At 67.6% G+C, this 14,737-nt stretch carries 12 protein-coding genes; 2 read left to right on the plus strand and 10 right to left on the minus strand.

Features of this window, described 5'->3' with window-relative positions; translation table 11 throughout:
- Window positions 1–4: 4 nt before the first annotated feature.
- Together ACFQS7_RS25340 and ACFQS7_RS25345 are read left to right on the plus strand one after the other, a co-directional pair.
- Window positions 5–463, plus strand: a complete 459-nt coding sequence (locus ACFQS7_RS25340) for a hypothetical protein (RefSeq protein WP_380069939.1) — start codon at window positions 5–7, stop codon at window positions 461–463.
- An 86-nt stretch (window positions 464–549) separates the two neighbouring features.
- The gene (locus tag ACFQS7_RS25345; protein WP_380069940.1) at window positions 550–1,482 is read left to right on the plus strand and encodes a Bug family tripartite tricarboxylate transporter substrate binding protein; all 933 of its coding nucleotides are present in this window, start codon (window positions 550–552) and stop codon (window positions 1,480–1,482) included.
- Here the strand turns inward: ACFQS7_RS25345 and ACFQS7_RS25350 are convergent.
- From ACFQS7_RS25350 to ACFQS7_RS25395, 10 genes are all read right to left on the minus strand, one after another.
- Window positions 1,479–1,955, minus strand: a complete 477-nt coding sequence (locus ACFQS7_RS25350) for a MaoC family dehydratase (RefSeq protein WP_380069941.1) — start codon at window positions 1,953–1,955, stop codon at window positions 1,479–1,481. The genes ACFQS7_RS25345 and ACFQS7_RS25350 overlap by 4 nt on opposite strands.
- On the minus strand, window positions 1,952–3,586 hold the full coding sequence (locus ACFQS7_RS25355; RefSeq protein WP_380069942.1) for a hydantoinase B/oxoprolinase family protein: 1,635 nt from the start codon (window positions 3,584–3,586) through the stop codon (window positions 1,952–1,954). Before ACFQS7_RS25355 ends, ACFQS7_RS25350 begins: the two co-directional genes overlap by 4 nt.
- A complete protein-coding gene (locus ACFQS7_RS25360; protein ID WP_380069943.1) occupies window positions 3,583–5,622 on the minus strand; it encodes a hydantoinase/oxoprolinase family protein in 2,040 nt (679 codons plus the stop codon). The genes ACFQS7_RS25355 and ACFQS7_RS25360 overlap by 4 nt, the downstream gene beginning before the upstream one ends.
- A gap of 3 nt (window positions 5,623–5,625) precedes the next feature.
- Entirely contained in the window at window positions 5,626–6,990 is a 1,365-nt protein-coding gene (locus tag ACFQS7_RS25365) for a TRAP transporter large permease (RefSeq protein WP_380069944.1), read from the minus strand.
- Complete coding sequence (locus tag ACFQS7_RS25370; RefSeq protein ID WP_380069945.1) at window positions 6,987–7,556, minus strand: TRAP transporter small permease subunit; 570 nt, start codon at window positions 7,554–7,556, stop codon at window positions 6,987–6,989. Before ACFQS7_RS25370 ends, ACFQS7_RS25365 begins: the two co-directional genes overlap by 4 nt.
- Window positions 7,557–7,600: 44 nt before the next feature.
- Complete coding sequence (locus ACFQS7_RS25375; RefSeq protein ID WP_380069946.1) at window positions 7,601–8,662, minus strand: TRAP transporter substrate-binding protein; 1,062 nt, start codon at window positions 8,660–8,662, stop codon at window positions 7,601–7,603.
- Window positions 8,659–10,743, minus strand: a complete 2,085-nt coding sequence (locus ACFQS7_RS25380; protein WP_380069947.1) for a hydantoinase/oxoprolinase family protein — start codon at window positions 10,741–10,743, stop codon at window positions 8,659–8,661. Before ACFQS7_RS25380 ends, ACFQS7_RS25375 begins: the two co-directional genes overlap by 4 nt.
- A complete protein-coding gene (locus ACFQS7_RS25385; protein ID WP_380069948.1) occupies window positions 10,740–12,494 on the minus strand; it encodes a hydantoinase B/oxoprolinase family protein in 1,755 nt (584 codons plus the stop codon). The genes ACFQS7_RS25380 and ACFQS7_RS25385 overlap by 4 nt, the downstream gene beginning before the upstream one ends.
- Window positions 12,495–13,230: 736 nt before the next feature.
- Window positions 13,231–14,013 (minus strand): hypothetical protein, encoded by a 783-nt coding sequence (locus tag ACFQS7_RS25390; protein WP_380069949.1) that lies wholly within the window; start codon window positions 14,011–14,013, stop codon window positions 13,231–13,233.
- The gene (locus ACFQS7_RS25395; RefSeq protein WP_380069950.1) at window positions 13,997–14,587 is read right to left on the minus strand and encodes an AAA family ATPase; all 591 of its coding nucleotides are present in this window, start codon (window positions 14,585–14,587) and stop codon (window positions 13,997–13,999) included. Before ACFQS7_RS25395 ends, ACFQS7_RS25390 begins: the two co-directional genes overlap by 17 nt.
- Between the last annotated feature and the right edge of the window lie 150 nt (window positions 14,588–14,737).

Consider the following 14,737-nt stretch of genomic DNA (forward strand, 5'->3'; position numbering starts at 1 on the left):
CCCGATGGCCGACCTGCTGATCCAGCCCGGACGCGGCGCAGGCACGCGCTACCAGGACCTGGAGAACCCGGCCGATACCTGGCATTGGCTGGAGAACCCGCCGGCCGGCGCCCACGACGGCATCCCCTATGCCTTCATCGCCTCGCTCGGCGATGTGAGCCGCCCGGCGCCGTTCCTCTACACGGTCGAGCTCGACATCGCCGAGGCCGACCTGCCGGCGGTCTACGAATGGTACGAGAAGGAACACCTGCCGCTGCTCACCAGCGTGCCCGGCTGCATCGGCGGCACCCGCTACAGGCGGCTGGACGACGGCCGGCCGAACCTGCTGGCCGCCTACCGCTTCGAGCGGCCGGAGGTGAACCAATCGCCCGAATGGATCGCCGGCCGCAGCACGGCCTGGTGCGAGCGCATCCGCCCGCTGTTCCGCGGCACCCGGCGCTACGTCCGCAAGCTGATCGCTTGAAGTTCCGGCAGCGGTTTCGCTAGCCTCTCCCGACGGGATCCGCGACCACAAGCGGAACCGACGGGAGAGGAGACGAAAGGATGCCAATGACATCGCGTCTGGCCGCCATGGCGGCTGGATTGCTGCTGCTGTCGGGGCAGGCCATTGCCCAGGTCCAGATGATCATCCCATGGCCGGCCGGCGGCGGGACCGACATCATAGGCCGCCTGATCCAGCCTGTGCTCGCCGAGGAGCTCGGCCTGCAGCTCATCATCCGCAATGTCGGCGGCGCCACCGGCACCATCGGCACGGCCGAGGTGGTGCGGTCGAAGCCCGATGGCACGACGCTGCTGCTGACCTCGATGGCACCCTATGCCATCCAGCCCAGCTTCCGCGCCAATGCGCCGTACCGCGCCGACCAGCTCATACCGGTCTGCCTGGTGGCGGAAGCGCCGGCGACGCTGATGACGCCGAAGACCTCGGGCATCCGCACGGTGGCCGACATCGCCGCGCGGGCCAAGGCGGCGCCTGGCCAGCTGCCCTATGCCTCGGGTGGCGTCGGCGGGCTGGGGCACCTGGCGATGACCGGGATGACCCGGGCGCTCGGCATCGAGATGAACCACGTGCCGTTCCGCGGCTCGGGCGACAGCGTGCTGGCGATGCAATCCGGCACGGTGCTCATGCTGACCGCCGAGGCCAACCTGGTGCAGCAATACGGCCTGCATGCCATCGCCGTCTTCGCCGAGCGGCGGAGCGCCGACATGCCCGATGCGCCGACGATGCGGGAGCAGGGACACGACTTGGTCTTCCCGCTCTGGACCGGCCTGTTTGCGCCGGCGGGCACGCCGGATGCGGTGCTGGACAGGTTGGACGGCGCCTGCGCGCGGACGCTCCGCACGCCCAGCGTGGTGGAGACGATGACCCGCGCCTCGCATCCGATCCGTTACCTCGACCGCGCCGCCTTCGGCACCTATGCGCGGGCGGAAGTGGCGAAGTATGCCGAGCTGATCACGGCCTCCGGGCTGCGGCAGGCGGATTAGGCGGGGCGCTTCCGCAGCAGGTAGCGATGGCGGCCTTCCAGCACCTGCACGCCGTGCTGGTTGTGGATGGTCGCCCGCAGGCCGAGGATGCCGGTGCTCCGCTGCGGGGTGACCTCGTCCACCTCGAGCAGAGGATAGAGCGTATCGCCCAGCACGACCGGATGCAGGAAGCGGCTGGACTGTTCGAGGAAACCCTTCAGCGACTCCTCCACCATGTGCGGGAACAGCCCGGCGCCGGCGCAGGTCTGGATCGCCACCTGGTAGCCATGCGCCAGCATCCCGGACAAGCAATGCGCCTTGCAATACTCGGCATCGTAGTGGATCGGGTGGTTGTCACCCGAGGCCGCCTGGAAGGCGGCGAACAACCCGCTGGTCATGGTGCGGCTCGGCAGCGGGAAGCGCTCGCCGAGCACGAAATCCTCGAACCAGCGCTGCTCCGGCACCAGGCGATGCGCGCGCGGGTCGAAGCTCACCGCGTGACGTAGCCCAGCGCGAGGTCGCGTGTCCGCGCCGCCGGATCGCGCGCCGCCGGATCGCCGAAGCCGCCGCCGCCCGAGGTCTCCAGCCGGACACGGTCGCCTCGCTGCAGCGGCACATTGTCGGATTTCGGCGGCAGCGGGCTTTCGGCGCCGTCCCGCGTCAGCACGAGCTTGCCGGTGCTGGCCGGGCCGCCACCGGCCAGCCCGTAGGGCGCATGGACGAAGCGGTCCATGTTGGCGGTGAAGAAGCACCGCGGGCTGTCGACGCGCCATTCCCGCAGCAGGCCGAGCCCGCCGCGCCGCGCCCCGGTACCGCCGGAATCGGCCAGCAGCTCGTAGCGGGTGATGGTCAGCGGCGCCTGCGCCTCGATCATCTCCACGGGGATGTTGCTGTTGTTGTGCATGCCGGAGGACAGCGCGTTCACGCCATCCTTCGCCGGATGCGCCCCGGTGCCGCCGATCTCGATCTCGACCAGCACCTCCCGCCTCGCGTCGGCAGCCACGGTCTGGAAGGTGCAGACATAGGAATTGCCGTAATAGGCGGCGGGGATGCGGTCCGGCACCGCCTGGTGCAGCGCGCCGAACATCGCGTTCAGCAGCCGGTGGGTGACGGCGATGCGGTGCACCACCGGGGCCGGATGGCGGGCATTCACCACCAGCCCTTCCGGCGCGAAGGTGCTGATCGGCCGGTAGCAGCCGGCATTCGCGGCGAAGGGCTCGTCGCACGCGCACATCACGGCGAACATCACCGCGGCATTGCTGCTGGCCAGCGTTGCATTGGTCGGCCCCTGCACCTGCGGCGAGCAGCCGGACAGATCGACGCTGATCTGGTCGCCGGCGATGGTCAGCGCCACATGCAGCCTGATCGGCTTGTCGAGGTCGATCCCGTCGTCGTCGAGCCAGTCGGTGAATTCGTAGGTCCCGTCCGGCATGCGGGCGATGGCGGCGCGCATCGCCGCCTCGCTCATGTCGAGGATGCGGACCCCGGCCTCCAGCATCCCCTCGGCGCCGTAGCGCACCGCCAGCCGCCGCAGCGCCGCGGCACCGACTTCCAGCGACGCGATCTGGCTCTGCAGGTCGCCCAGAAGCAGGTCGGGCTTCCTGATATTCTGCCGGATCATCGCCCAGACGCCCTCGTTGCGGACGCCGTTCTCGATCAGCTTCAGCGGCGGGATGCGGAGGCCTTCCTGGAAGATCTCGATCGCCTTGGCGGCATAGCTGCCGGCGACCAGCCCGCCGACATCGATGTGGTGGCAGAGCGTGCCGACGAAGGCGATGCGCCGGCCCTCGTGGAAGACCGGCTTGAAGGCGCAGATGTCGGGCAGGTGCTGGCCGCCGCAATAGGGGTCGTTGGAGATGACGACATCCTCCGGCCCCCAGCTCGCCGGATCGACATACTTGTCCAGCAGCTCGCGCAGGAAATGCGACATGCTGTTGAGATGGCTGGGGATGCGCGCCGACTGCGCGAGGTTGTTCCCGTCGGCGTCGAAGACGGCGGTGGAATAGTCCAGCAGCTCGCGCACGATGGTGCTGCGCGAGGTCCGCCAGACCGTCACGTCCATCTCCGCCGCGGCGGCGGTCAGCGCGTTGCGGATGACCTCGATCTCGATGGGTCCAAGAGTCATGCATCGCTCCTTGCGACCAGCGCGCCGGCGGCGCCGAGGCACGCGGTCCAGCCGCGGCCGATCCAATGGGTGGCGAAAGCCTCCTCGACCAGCGCCGGCCCGACGATGCGATCCTCGGGCGGCAGGGCCTCGCGGTCCCAGACCGGCACGTCGCGCCAGGCGCCGTCCTCGAAGACACGGCGGCTGCCCTTCAGCGCCGGGCGCGCCGCCGGCACCGCCTCCGCCGCATCCGGCTTCGGCAGGCGGCCGGTGGCGATGGCGCGCAGGGTGACGATCTCCACCGCCTCGGCCTCGTCCGCATAGCTGAAGCGCTGGCGGTGCATCGCGTGGAAGCGCGCCAGCAGAGCGGGCAGGTCCAGCGCATCCGGCCAGGGAACCAGCAGCTCGAAGGCTTGGCCGTGGTAGCGCATGTCGGCGGCAACCGCGATCTCGCGCCGCTCCGGCGCCACGCCGTCGCGCGCCAGTCCCGCATCCGCCTCGGCACGCAGTCCGTCCACCAGCGCCTTGATGGCCGGCAGGCTGGCCGCCACCGCCGGCATGACACGGGACCGCGCGATGTCCTGCACCAGGTCGCTGTAGAGGATGCCGTAGGCGGACAGGGTTCCCGGCTCGCGCGGGAAGATCACCTCGCGGATGCCTATCTCGGCGGCGACGTCCGTCGCATGCAGCCCGCCGGCGCCGCCGAAGGACAGCAGGGAGAAGTCGCGCGGATCCAGCCCCTTCTCGAACAGCGAAAGCCGCACGGCGGCACCGAGATTGGCGTTGACCACGGTCAGCATGCCCAGCGCCGCAGGCTCGACCTCGAGCCCCAGCGGTCCGCCGACCTTGGCCGCGATCGCCGCGCGCGTCGCCGGCATGTCGAGCTTCATCATCCCGCCGAGGAAGTAGTCCGGATCGAGCCGGCCGAGCGCCAGGTTGGCATCCGTCACCGTCGGCTCCCTCCCGCCCCGGCCATAGGCGACCGGGCCGGGGTGGGAGCCCGCGCTGCGCGGCCCGACCGTCAGCCGCCCGCCATGGTCCACGCTGGCGATGGAGCCGCCGCCGGCGCCGATGGTGCGCATCTCCACCATCGGCAGGCGCACCGGCAGCCGGTCGATCTCGCCCTGCGTCACGACGGAAACACGGCCACCCTGCACGACGGAGACATCGTAGCTGGTGCCGCCCATGTCGACCGCGACAAGGTTCGGCCGCGCCAGCAACTGCGCGATCCGCCCCGCGGCGAGCGCGCCGCCCGAGGGGCCCGAGAGCAACAGCCGCGCCGGCTGTTCCGCGGCGTGTCTCAGGCTGCAGACGCCGCCGTTCGACTGCACCAGGAAGACCAGCGGATGGAAGCCGCCCTCCCCCAGCCGTGCCTCCAGCTTGTCGAGATAGGCCTTCACCACCGGCATGAGCAGCGCGTTCAGCACGGTGGTGCTGCTGCGTTCGTACTCGCGGATCTCGGGGCTGATCTCGCTGCTGAGCGACACCGGCAATGCCGGCCGCGCCGCCTGGATCAGCGCCTTCAGCCGGTGCTCGTGCGCCGCGTTGGCATAGGCATGCAGCAGGCAGACGGCGACCGATTCCGCGCCGAGCGCATCCAGCCGCGCCAGCAGCGCCGGCACCGCCGCCTCGTCGAGCGGCCGTTCCGCCGTGCCGTCTGCGCGCATGCGCTCCGGCACGCCGATCCGGCGGTCGCGCTCGATCAGGCAGGGGAAGGGATCGAGATCGACCTTGTAGAGGTCGCGCCGCACATGGCGGGTGATCTCCAGCACGTCCTCGAAGCCCGCCGTGGTCAGCAGCACGCCGCGCGCCAGCTTGCGTTCCAGCACCGCATTGGTGGCAATGGTGGTGCCGTGCAGCAGCAGGCCGACATCGGCCAGCGCGAAGCCGAAGCGCTCCGCCGCCTCGGCCACGCCGCGCAGCAGGCCGATGGAGGGATCCTCCGGCGTCGTCGGGGTCTTCCAGGCGCGCACGCTGCCGTCGCGGGCATCGAGGACCTGGAGGTCGGTGAATGTGCCGCCGATGTCGACGGCGATGCGGACGGGTCGCTCGATCATATCCTAGCCCATAATGCCTGGCAGCCAGAGCGCAATCCCCGGCCAGATCATCAGCAGCGCCACCGCCAGCAGATAGGCGGCGAGAAAGGGCGTCACGCCCACGAAGACATCGGTGATCGGCCCCGGCTTCGGCCGCATCCCCTGCAGCACGTACATCACGGTCCCGTCCGGCGGGCTGATCTGGGCGATCTCCACCAGCATCGTCACCATCACCCCGAACCAGATCGGATCGTAGCCGAGCGCGGTGACGATCGGGAAGACCACCGGCACCGTGGTGATGATCATGGAGAAGCCCTCCATGAAGGTGCCGAGCGCCAGATAGAGCGCCAGGATGCAGGCCATGATCGCCCAGGGCGGCAGCGGCAGCCCGCCGATGAAGCCGGCCAGCGTCTGCGGCACGTTGATCGCGGTCAGCAGGTAGTTCAGCAGGTAGGCGCCGAAGATGATCAGGCCAAGCAGGGCGGTGTTGCGCGCCGTGGCCTCGGCGCTGGCGTTGAGCAGGCGGAAGGTAAGCTTGCCCTCGATGGCGGCGAAGAGGGCCGCGCCGACGACGCCCAGCGCCGCCGCCTCGGTCGGCGTGGCGAAGCCGGCATAGATCGAGCCCAGCACCAGCAGCATCAGCAGCAGCGTCGGCACCAGGTCGACCAGGGCGCGGAGCTTCAGGGCGAGCGGCAGCCGCGGCGGCTTCTCCATCGGATGGGTCAGGCCATGCGCCAGGATGACGCAGATGAAGAGCCCGGTGACGAGCAGCGATGGCAGGAGCGCGGCGATATACAGCGCGCCGACCGAGGTCTCGGTGATCAGCCCGTAGATGATGAAGGTGATGCCCGGCGGGATCAGGTTGCCCAGCGCACCGCCCGCGGCGAGCGAGCCGAGCACCATGCGCTGGCTATAGGCGGAATTGTTGAAATAGGGCAGCGCGACGGAACCCATCGTCGCGGCCGTCGCCACGGAACTCCCCGAGATCGCCGAGAATACCGCACAGGACACGATATTGGTGTGCAGCAGGCCGCCCGGCAGCCGGTTCAGCCAGACGTTCAGCGCACGGTACAGCCGGTCCGACAGCCCGGCCCGTAGCAGGATCTCGCCCATCAGCAGGAAGAGCGGCACCGCCACCAGCACGAAGTTGGAAGACGGCCCCCACAGCGTCTGCCCGGCGAAGGCCCACCATGGCCGGTCGGAGAAGGTCAGGCCGATCAGGATGCCGAGCAGCCCGAGCACGGCCGCGATGTAGACGCCGGCGCCGAAGAAGACGAGGAAGGCGCCGGTCAGCGCCAGGATCTCCACCACCGGGACCGCCTGGCCGCCGGTCGCTGCGGCGAAGATGGCGGCCGCCAGCAGCACGAGGAGAAAGACGACGGCGATCATCGCGCCCCCTCGCGCGCCATCTCGACCGCTTCCAGCGCTTCGGCGGCCTCGTCATCGATGGTGCGGGAGCTGAGCAACCCATCCAGGTCCTCGCTGCGGCCCAGCAGCAGCGACAGCACTGATTCGATGGTCAGGACGAGGATCATCGCGCAGAAGGCGAGGATGCCGAAGGTCCAGATACCCTGGGGAAGCACCAGCGGCACCCGCAGCGCGCTGTTGTCATGCGCATCGAAGAGCAGGCTTTCCTCCACCAGACCATAGGCGGCCCAGGCGCAGAACGCCGCGAAGACCGCCAGCAGCAGCAGCGACAGCAGGTGCAGCGCCGCGCGGAGGCCGAGCGGCAGGCGGTTCACCCAGACATCGACGCGGATATGCGCCCGCCGCGCCAGCGTGTGCGCCAGCCCCCAGGCGATGCCACCGGCCAGCATGTAGCCGGTGATCTCGATGGTGGCCTTCGACGAAAAGCCGAAGAGGCTGCGCGCCACCACGTCGAAGGTGATGAACAGCGCGCAGGCGACGTAATTCCAGCCGGCCACATGGGCCATGAAGGCGGCGAGCGTGGACACGCCCCTGCGCAGCCCCTGCGCTAGGCGCAGCGCGGTCGCGCCGCTCACCCGCCGAAGCGCACGCCGGCGATGGGGCCGATCACCTGGTTGAAGACCTCGCCGCAGCGTGCGCCGCAACGCTTGACGAAGCCGGGCAGGACATTCTTGCCGAGGATCTCGCGCAACGCCGCGCGGTCCGCGTCGGTCGCCTGGACTTCGGTCATCGGCCGCGTCGCCAGGGTGTGGATCTTGCAGGTCTCGGCCTTGCCGGTGGCGCAGTCCAGCCCGTCGCGCGTCGCGGCATCGCCCAGCGCCCATTGCTTGTCGTTGATCTCGGCGAAGGCCGCCTCCAGCGCCGAGCGCACTGCCGGGTCCAGCTTGTTCCACCAGGCAAGGTTGACCATGTAGCCGGCCAGCGCCCAGGACACCGGCAGGTTGGAGATATGCGACGTCACCTCCGGCCAGCGCGCGGCGACGCCGCTGCCGGTGCCGGTGATGGCGCAGTCCACCACGCCGCGTTCCAGCGCCGAATAGACCTCGGGGAAGCCGATGGAGACCGGCTGGGCGCCGAGCGCGGTGAAGAAGTCCACCAGCGAATTGCCGAAGGTGCGGACCTTGCGGCCCTTGAGGTCAGCCAGGCTGGTGAAGGCCGCGCGGCAATAGACCACCTGTGCCGGGAAGGGATAGATCACCATCAGCCGGGCGCCGAAGCGCTCGAGGTCCTTGTTCACCACGGGCAGCATCGCCTCGGCGATCCTGCGCGCATCGCCGATGCCGGGGGCGAGGCCGGCGAGGTCGACGCCGTCGAGGATCGGCACGTCGCCCGACAGCGTGGTCAGCGTGCTCGCGCCGATATCGGCCTGGCCGGAGCGGACGAGGCGGACGAGCTCGGTGCCGGAGAGGTTGCGCTCGGCATGCGTCGAAAGCTGCACCTCGATCCGCCCGCCGCTCCTCGCCGGCAGGCCTTCCTTCAGCACGGGGATGTCGACGCGGGTGTATTGCGGCTGCGTCGGCAGCGGCTGCGTCACCGCGACCACGCCGACCTTCGGGCCGGCCGGCACGGATTGCGCCGAGGCCGTCGCGTTCACCGCCAGCGCGGCGACCGCGCCAAGAAGCAGGTGTCTCATGCCAGTGGCTCCCCCTCGATGTCGATGATGATGTTGCCGAAGCCGTCGAGCGATGCGGTCGCGCCGGGCGGCACCAGGCAGGTGCAGTCGTATTCCTCGATGATGACGGGACCCGGCATGGGCGTGGCGAGCGCGGTGCGGGCGACGACGGCGGTTTCCCGCCAGCCGAGCGCGCGGCCGAAATAGGCCGGCCGGGCGGGCTGGGTCGGCGCGATGGCGTGCGGCGCCAGGCGATCCGGCATGCGTGGGCGGTCCGGCAGGCCGATGCCGATCACCTGCAGGGTGACGAACTCCACCGGTTCCTCGGCACCGGCACGGTGGCCATAGGTGCGCTCGTGCTCGGCGCCGTAGCGCTCCTCGACGATGGCCGGCCCCTCCCCCGCCGCGAAGCCGACCTGCAGCTCGAAGGACTGGCCCTGATAGCGCAGCGTGGCGGCGCGGCGGATCTCGATGCGGGCGGGCGGGAAGCCCTGCGCGGCCAGGCGGGCACGGGCATCGGCTTCCAGCGCCGCGGCGGCCGCTTCCAGCGCGGACGGGTCGAGGCCCCGCGTGAGGCGCCGCCAGGAGCGCGACAGATGCACCTCGACATCCGAGGCGAGCAGGCCGACCGCGGAGAAGACGCCGGCCGAGGGCGGCACCACCACCCGCGTCATGCCCAGCGCCCGCGCCATGCCGGCGGCGAACAGCGGGCCGTTGCCGCCGAAGGCGACGAGCGCGAAGGCGCGCGGGTCGCGGCCGCGTTCCGATGACACGGCCTTGATGGCGCGGATCATGTTGGAGGCGGCGATCAGGTGCGCGCCGTGCGCCGCATCCTCCGCATTCAGCCCGAGTGGCCCGGCAACCTTGGCGGCGATCGCGGCGCGCGACGCCGCGGCATCGATCGGCAGCGCGCCGCCGACGAGCGCATGCGGGTTGAGGTAGCCAAGCACGACATTCGCATCGGTCACCGTCGGCTGGGCGTTGCCGCGGCCGTAGCAGACCGGGCCGGGGAAGGCGCCCGCGCTTTCCGGTCCGACCTGCGGCGCACCCGCGGCATCGAGCCAGATCAGCGAGCCGCCGCCGGCGCCGACCTCGGCCAGGTCGATCGCCGGGACCTTGAGCTGGTAGCCGGCCCCCGACAACAGGCGGGAGCCGACCATGATGCCGCCGCCGACGCTGTACTCCCCGGCGCGGGTGACCTCGAAGCTCTCGATCACCCCGGCCTTCGCCGTGGTGCCGCCCATGTCGAAGGAGATGGCGTTGGCCAGGCCGATCCGCCTGGCCAGGGCCTGCGCGCCGATGACGCCGGCGGCGGGGCCGCTCTCCACCACATGCACCGGCAGCCGCGCCGCCTCCGCCGCCGGCATCAGCCCGCCGGAGCTCTGCATCAGCAGCAGCGGCGCGCCGAGCCCGGCACCGGCCAGGTCGCGCGAGAGCGAGTTCAGGTAGCGGCCAAGCACGGGGCCGATATAGGCGTTGATGACGGTGGTCGAGGTGCGCTCGTACTCCTTCATCTCGGGCAGCACGTCGACGCTGAGCGAGACCGGCAGGCCGGGCGCGCGGGCGGCGATGATCTCGCCGAGCCGGCGCTCATGCGCCGGGTTGGCGTAGGAATGCAGGAAGCAGACGGCGATCGCCTCGACGCCCTCGGCCAGCAGCGCGTCCACGGCGGCGACGGCGCCGGCCTCGTCCAGCGGCGTCTCGATCCCGCCCCGCACATTCACCCGCTCGGCGACGCCCAGCCGGAGGTGCCGCGGCACCAGCGGTGCCGGCTTCTCCCAGCGCAGGTCGTAGAGCCGCGGCATCCGCAGCGTGCGGATCTCCAGCACGTCGCGGAAGCCCTCGGTGGTGATCAGCCCGGTCTTCGCCCCCTTGTGCTCGAGGATGGCGTTGGAGGCGACAGTGGTGGCATGCAGCACCTCCTCCACCTCCGCCGCCGCGAAGCCGGCTTCGGCGAAGAGCTCGCTGAGGCCCTCGACGATGGCGCGGCCATAGTCGCCGACGCTGGACGAGACCTTCTTGGTCCGCAGCGCGCCGCCCGGGCCGATGGCGACCAGGTCGGTGAAGGTGCCGCCGATATCGGCCGAGACGCGCCAAGTCATGCCGCGCGCTCCCGGGTGATGGCGGGCAGCGGGGCGCGGGGCCTGGCGCGCAGGGCGGCCGTCGCCGCGGCATCAAGGGTCCAGTCCGCGGCGATCGCCACGCCGTACGCCGCCCGCGCCGCCGTCACCGAGACCAGCCCGTTGCGTGCATCCGCCAGCACCGCAGCGGGATCGCGGGCGAAGGGGTCGCCCCAGCCGCCGCCGCCCGGGACCTCCAGCCGGAAGACATCACCGTATTTCAGGGTGATGCAGAACTTGGAGGGCAGCGGCTCCGTCGCCCCGTCCCGCACCAGCCAGTTCATCGAGGGTGCGCCGGCCCCGCCCCCCTGCAGGCCGAAGGGCAGGAAGGCGCGGCGGTCGGCGCGGACCTGCAGGATGCCCTCGGCTTCCAGGAAGCGGTATTCGCGGCAGAAGGGCGCACCGCCGCGGTACTGGCCGGCGCCCATCGTATCCGGCAGGAACTCGTATTTCAGGATCTGGATCGGCTGCTCGGCCTCGGTCACCTCGATGCTGGGCGAGGCCATGTTGGCGAACATGTGGCTATTGCCGTCGCAGCCATCGGCGAAGGGCCTTCCGCCCCAGGCGGAGCAGGTGAAGTCCACATAGATGAAGGGCTGCCGCGCCGGCGTGTAGCCGCCGATCGAGACGCCGATATTGCCGCCGTCGCCCGCCGCGCCGACGCGGTCGGGCAGCATCTGGGCCAGCGCGCCGAAGAGGCAATCCACCATCCGGAAGCCGGTCAGGCCGCGCGCCGCGCAGGCAGCCGGCAGCTCGCCATGGGCGATGGTGCCCTTGGGCGCGATCACCTCGATCGCGCGGAAATAGCCCTCGTTGTTCGGGATGTTGGCCGGCAGGATGGACTTCACCGCGCAATAGGCGGCCGAGCGGGTATAGGAGAAGGTGTTGTTGATCGCGCCCTTCACCTGGGGGCTGGTCCCGGTCCAGTCCACCAGCATGTGGTCGCCGGTCTTGGCGATGCGCACCCGCAGCGGGATGGGCTTGCCCACCTCCACCCCGTCGTCGTCGATGTGGTCCTCGAACCGCCATTCGCCGTCCGGCAGGTCGCGCAGCGCGGCGCGGGTCAGGCGTTCGGCGTAGTCCAGCAGCTCGTTCATGTAGAAGCGGGTCTGCGCCAGGCCAATGCGGCCGACCAGTTCCTTGAAGGCGCGGTCGGCGATGGTACAGGCCGCCAGCTGCGCCCGCAGGTCGCCGAAGACCTTCACCGGGACCCGCACGTTGCGCTCGATCAGCGCATGCAGCGTGGCGTTCGGCACCCCGCGCTCGTAGAGCCGCAGCGGCGGGATGCGGAGGCCTTCCTGGTAGATCTCCGTGCTGTCGGAGGCGTTCGAGCCCGGCACCCGCCCGCCCACATCGGTGTGGTGGCAGATGGTCGCGGCGATCGCCACCCGTTCCCCGTCCATGTAGATCGGCTGGAACAGGAAGATGTCGGGCAGGTGCATGCCCCCTTCGAAGGGGTCGTTGAGGACGAAGATGTCGCCCTCCGCCATCGTGTCGCGGTAGCGGCGCATCACCGCGGCCAGGGCTTCCGGGATGGAGCCGAGATGGCTCGGCAGGGTCAGGCCTTGCGCGACCAGCCGGCCTTCCGCGTCGCAGAAGGCGGTGGAGTAGTCCATGTTGTCCTTCAGCACGGCCGAGTAGGTCGTGCGGTGGACGGTCAGCGCCATCTCGTCCGCGATGGAGAAGAGGGCGTTCTTGAACAGCTCGAACTCGATGGGGTCGAGGATTGCCATGCGCCGGGCTCCGTCCGCCGCGGCAGCTTGGCATGGCGGGAGCGGCGCGCCACCCCCCGGGCGGGGGCGTAAGCGGGGCTGCGGCGCGGCGGCTGCCCAGGGCGCGGGCAATGCCGGCGGTAGGGTGCATCCGGGCGAGGCGGTGCGGGATTGCGGCTTTCGGACAAAGCCCCGGCGGGCGGGGCGGCGGGACCTCAAACGCCTCAATCCGGTTGAGGCCGGCTGAACCGGGTTGAGGCCGGCCCGGCCCGGTTCGCCGCAAGGCCAAGGCAAAGGCCGGCTTCGCGGCGGTGGGGTTGAGGAATTGGGCGATAAAATCGCTTTAAGCGCCGTTCCGGCTGGATCCGGGATGCGGCGGGCGGACAAGGCCGGGGGGCGCCGGTCGGGCCAGGACGGCGGCGCGGGGCGGTGCGGCTTGGGCTGGGCATGCTGGTCTCCCCGGGTCTTGCCTGGGGGCGAGGCTAGCCCGGGACGGTGCGGGAACGCAAGGAAAAAATACCTATTACGGGGTGAGCCAGTCCTCCAGTGCGAGGCCGGGGACGCGCTGGAATTCGCGGTGGTTGGCGGTGACCAGGGTGGCGGGGGAGATCAAGGCATAGGCGGCGACCAGCTGGTTGTTCAAAAGCGGATTACAACTAGCTCCGGGAGTAGATACCAAGAGATCAAACATTGATCGATGAGATTGAAGAACTCCTTATTGGAAATAATATTTCTTCTCAATAATACAGACTTAGCTTTATGCTACAGAACGTATATGATTATCTTGATTCTGAAGGAAATAACTTTCAACTTTACGAACTATTTTTTTGAAAAGAGCGCCTTTTCGCGAGGCTCCAATATTTAGAAGTGTGCGATTATTGTATCCAGGCAGCTGACGAATCAGCAAAGCAAATAATGTTTTTCCACGCATGAGGCGAATGTAGTTTTCTCGGATAGATTGGGCAAGAAATTCTGGATTTTCTTCATGTGGCTCAAGCTGCAACAGTGCATTTCGCCGAGCAGAGCTCTCGAATAGTTCATTTGGGTGCACATCAAGACGTTCATCTTGCTGCCTCAAAATTCTATTTGCTGCTATCGCATACCAAGAACAAACAATCTCTAGTTCACGCAAAAAATTTGCGCGCGCAGATCCCACAAGTAATTCTTCCAGACTGCCGTCTACAAACATATCGTTTTCTATAGAATAGCCGTCTGTGAACAAGATTTCATCTGAAACGTAATGATCAGGAACGCTTGATATAACCCAGAGATCTCTATCAGCGATAAACAATGCTTGCGCGCTGCTTGGAAGCATCGCACGAAGTTCGTAAGTCGCCAGAACAGCGTCCCTTCCACCTGCAGGAATAATCGTTAGACCTATATCTGCAAATTCATCCTCAAGCCTCCTAAGAACAATTACATCGTCATCTCCTTCAGTCACAATAGATGGAAAGCGTGACTTAGAAATAGTTGCAATAATTTCTTGTGGCGAAGGGTATGGTACTTTGCGAGCACGGGCCATATTAACCAACATTCCCACGATCTGACGATATCTCGATCTCTTTATCTGGGTATTTACTGTATATAAATGGAGAATGTGTAGCAATTATGAATTGATTAGTTGATTGTTGCCTTCCGAGTATGGTAAACATTTGGCGCTGCCAGTCAACATGCAAACTAAGCTCTGGCTCATCGATGAATATAATGCTGTTTTTGTAAAAAGCATTATAACATACGAAACTCAACATTTGTTTTTCACCCGCAGACATGACATCAGAATTCACAGCTGTTGCTGCGTCTCCAAAGCTCATTCTTGGTCCAAAATTTATGCCGCTATGCTGAAATAGCCTTTCTACTAACTCTTTTACTTCGTCAATAGGCGCCATTATGGCTTGACGAGCGATTTCCATCGTCTCGATATGCGATCGAACATCGTTGAGCGTAGCTGTTGCAGTCTCCAACTGCTCTGACTCAACGCCCCAAGGCTGGAAAGTCTTAATGCGCTGTATGATTTCCTGCGACGTCGAAGCTTGTAGTCTATTAGCATCCTCAGATAAATCTGCGTATTTTCTTAACAAAAGCGTTACAATATCTGCTGTTGATATTGCTGACACAAATATATGGCGCCCATGCGTAGGTAATTACCCACCCCCTGACTTCTGCGACGTAGCGGTCAGGCCGTGACAGTCGTCAGGATGGCGCCAAAGACGCTGGTGTTCGGCGCGAGGCGGGCTGTGGCGACTACGGTGCGCACGTCCGCCTCG

It is taken from the genome of Dankookia sp. GCM10030260 (assembly GCF_042666655.1).
In the GTDB taxonomy this organism is placed as follows: domain Bacteria; phylum Pseudomonadota; class Alphaproteobacteria; order Acetobacterales; family Acetobacteraceae; genus Paracraurococcus.

Bases quoted from the DNA above. Each gene is read 5' to 3' on its own strand.
- ACFQS7_RS25375 (WP_380069946.1), bottom strand. From the start codon at position 8,662: ATGAGACACCTGCTTCTTGGCGCGGTCGCCGCGCTGGCGGTGAACGCG.
- ACFQS7_RS25355 (WP_380069942.1), bottom strand. From the start codon at position 3,586: ATGACTCTTGGACCCATCGAGATCGAGGTCATCCGCAACGCGCTGACC.
- ACFQS7_RS25345 (WP_380069940.1), top strand. From the start codon at position 550: ATGACATCGCGTCTGGCCGCCATGGCGGCTGGATTGCTGCTGCTGTCG.
- ACFQS7_RS25340 (WP_380069939.1), top strand. From the start codon at position 5: ATGGCCGACCTGCTGATCCAGCCCGGACGCGGCGCAGGCACGCGCTAC.
- ACFQS7_RS25360 (WP_380069943.1), bottom strand. From the start codon at position 5,622: ATGATCGAGCGACCCGTCCGCATCGCCGTCGACATCGGCGGCACATTC.
- ACFQS7_RS25365 (WP_380069944.1), bottom strand. From the start codon at position 6,990: ATGATCGCCGTCGTCTTTCTCCTCGTGCTGCTGGCGGCCGCCATCTTC.
- ACFQS7_RS25380 (WP_380069947.1), bottom strand. From the start codon at position 10,743: ATGACTTGGCGCGTCTCGGCCGATATCGGCGGCACCTTCACCGACCTG.
- ACFQS7_RS25385 (WP_380069948.1), bottom strand. From the start codon at position 12,494: ATGGCAATCCTCGACCCCATCGAGTTCGAGCTGTTCAAGAACGCCCTC.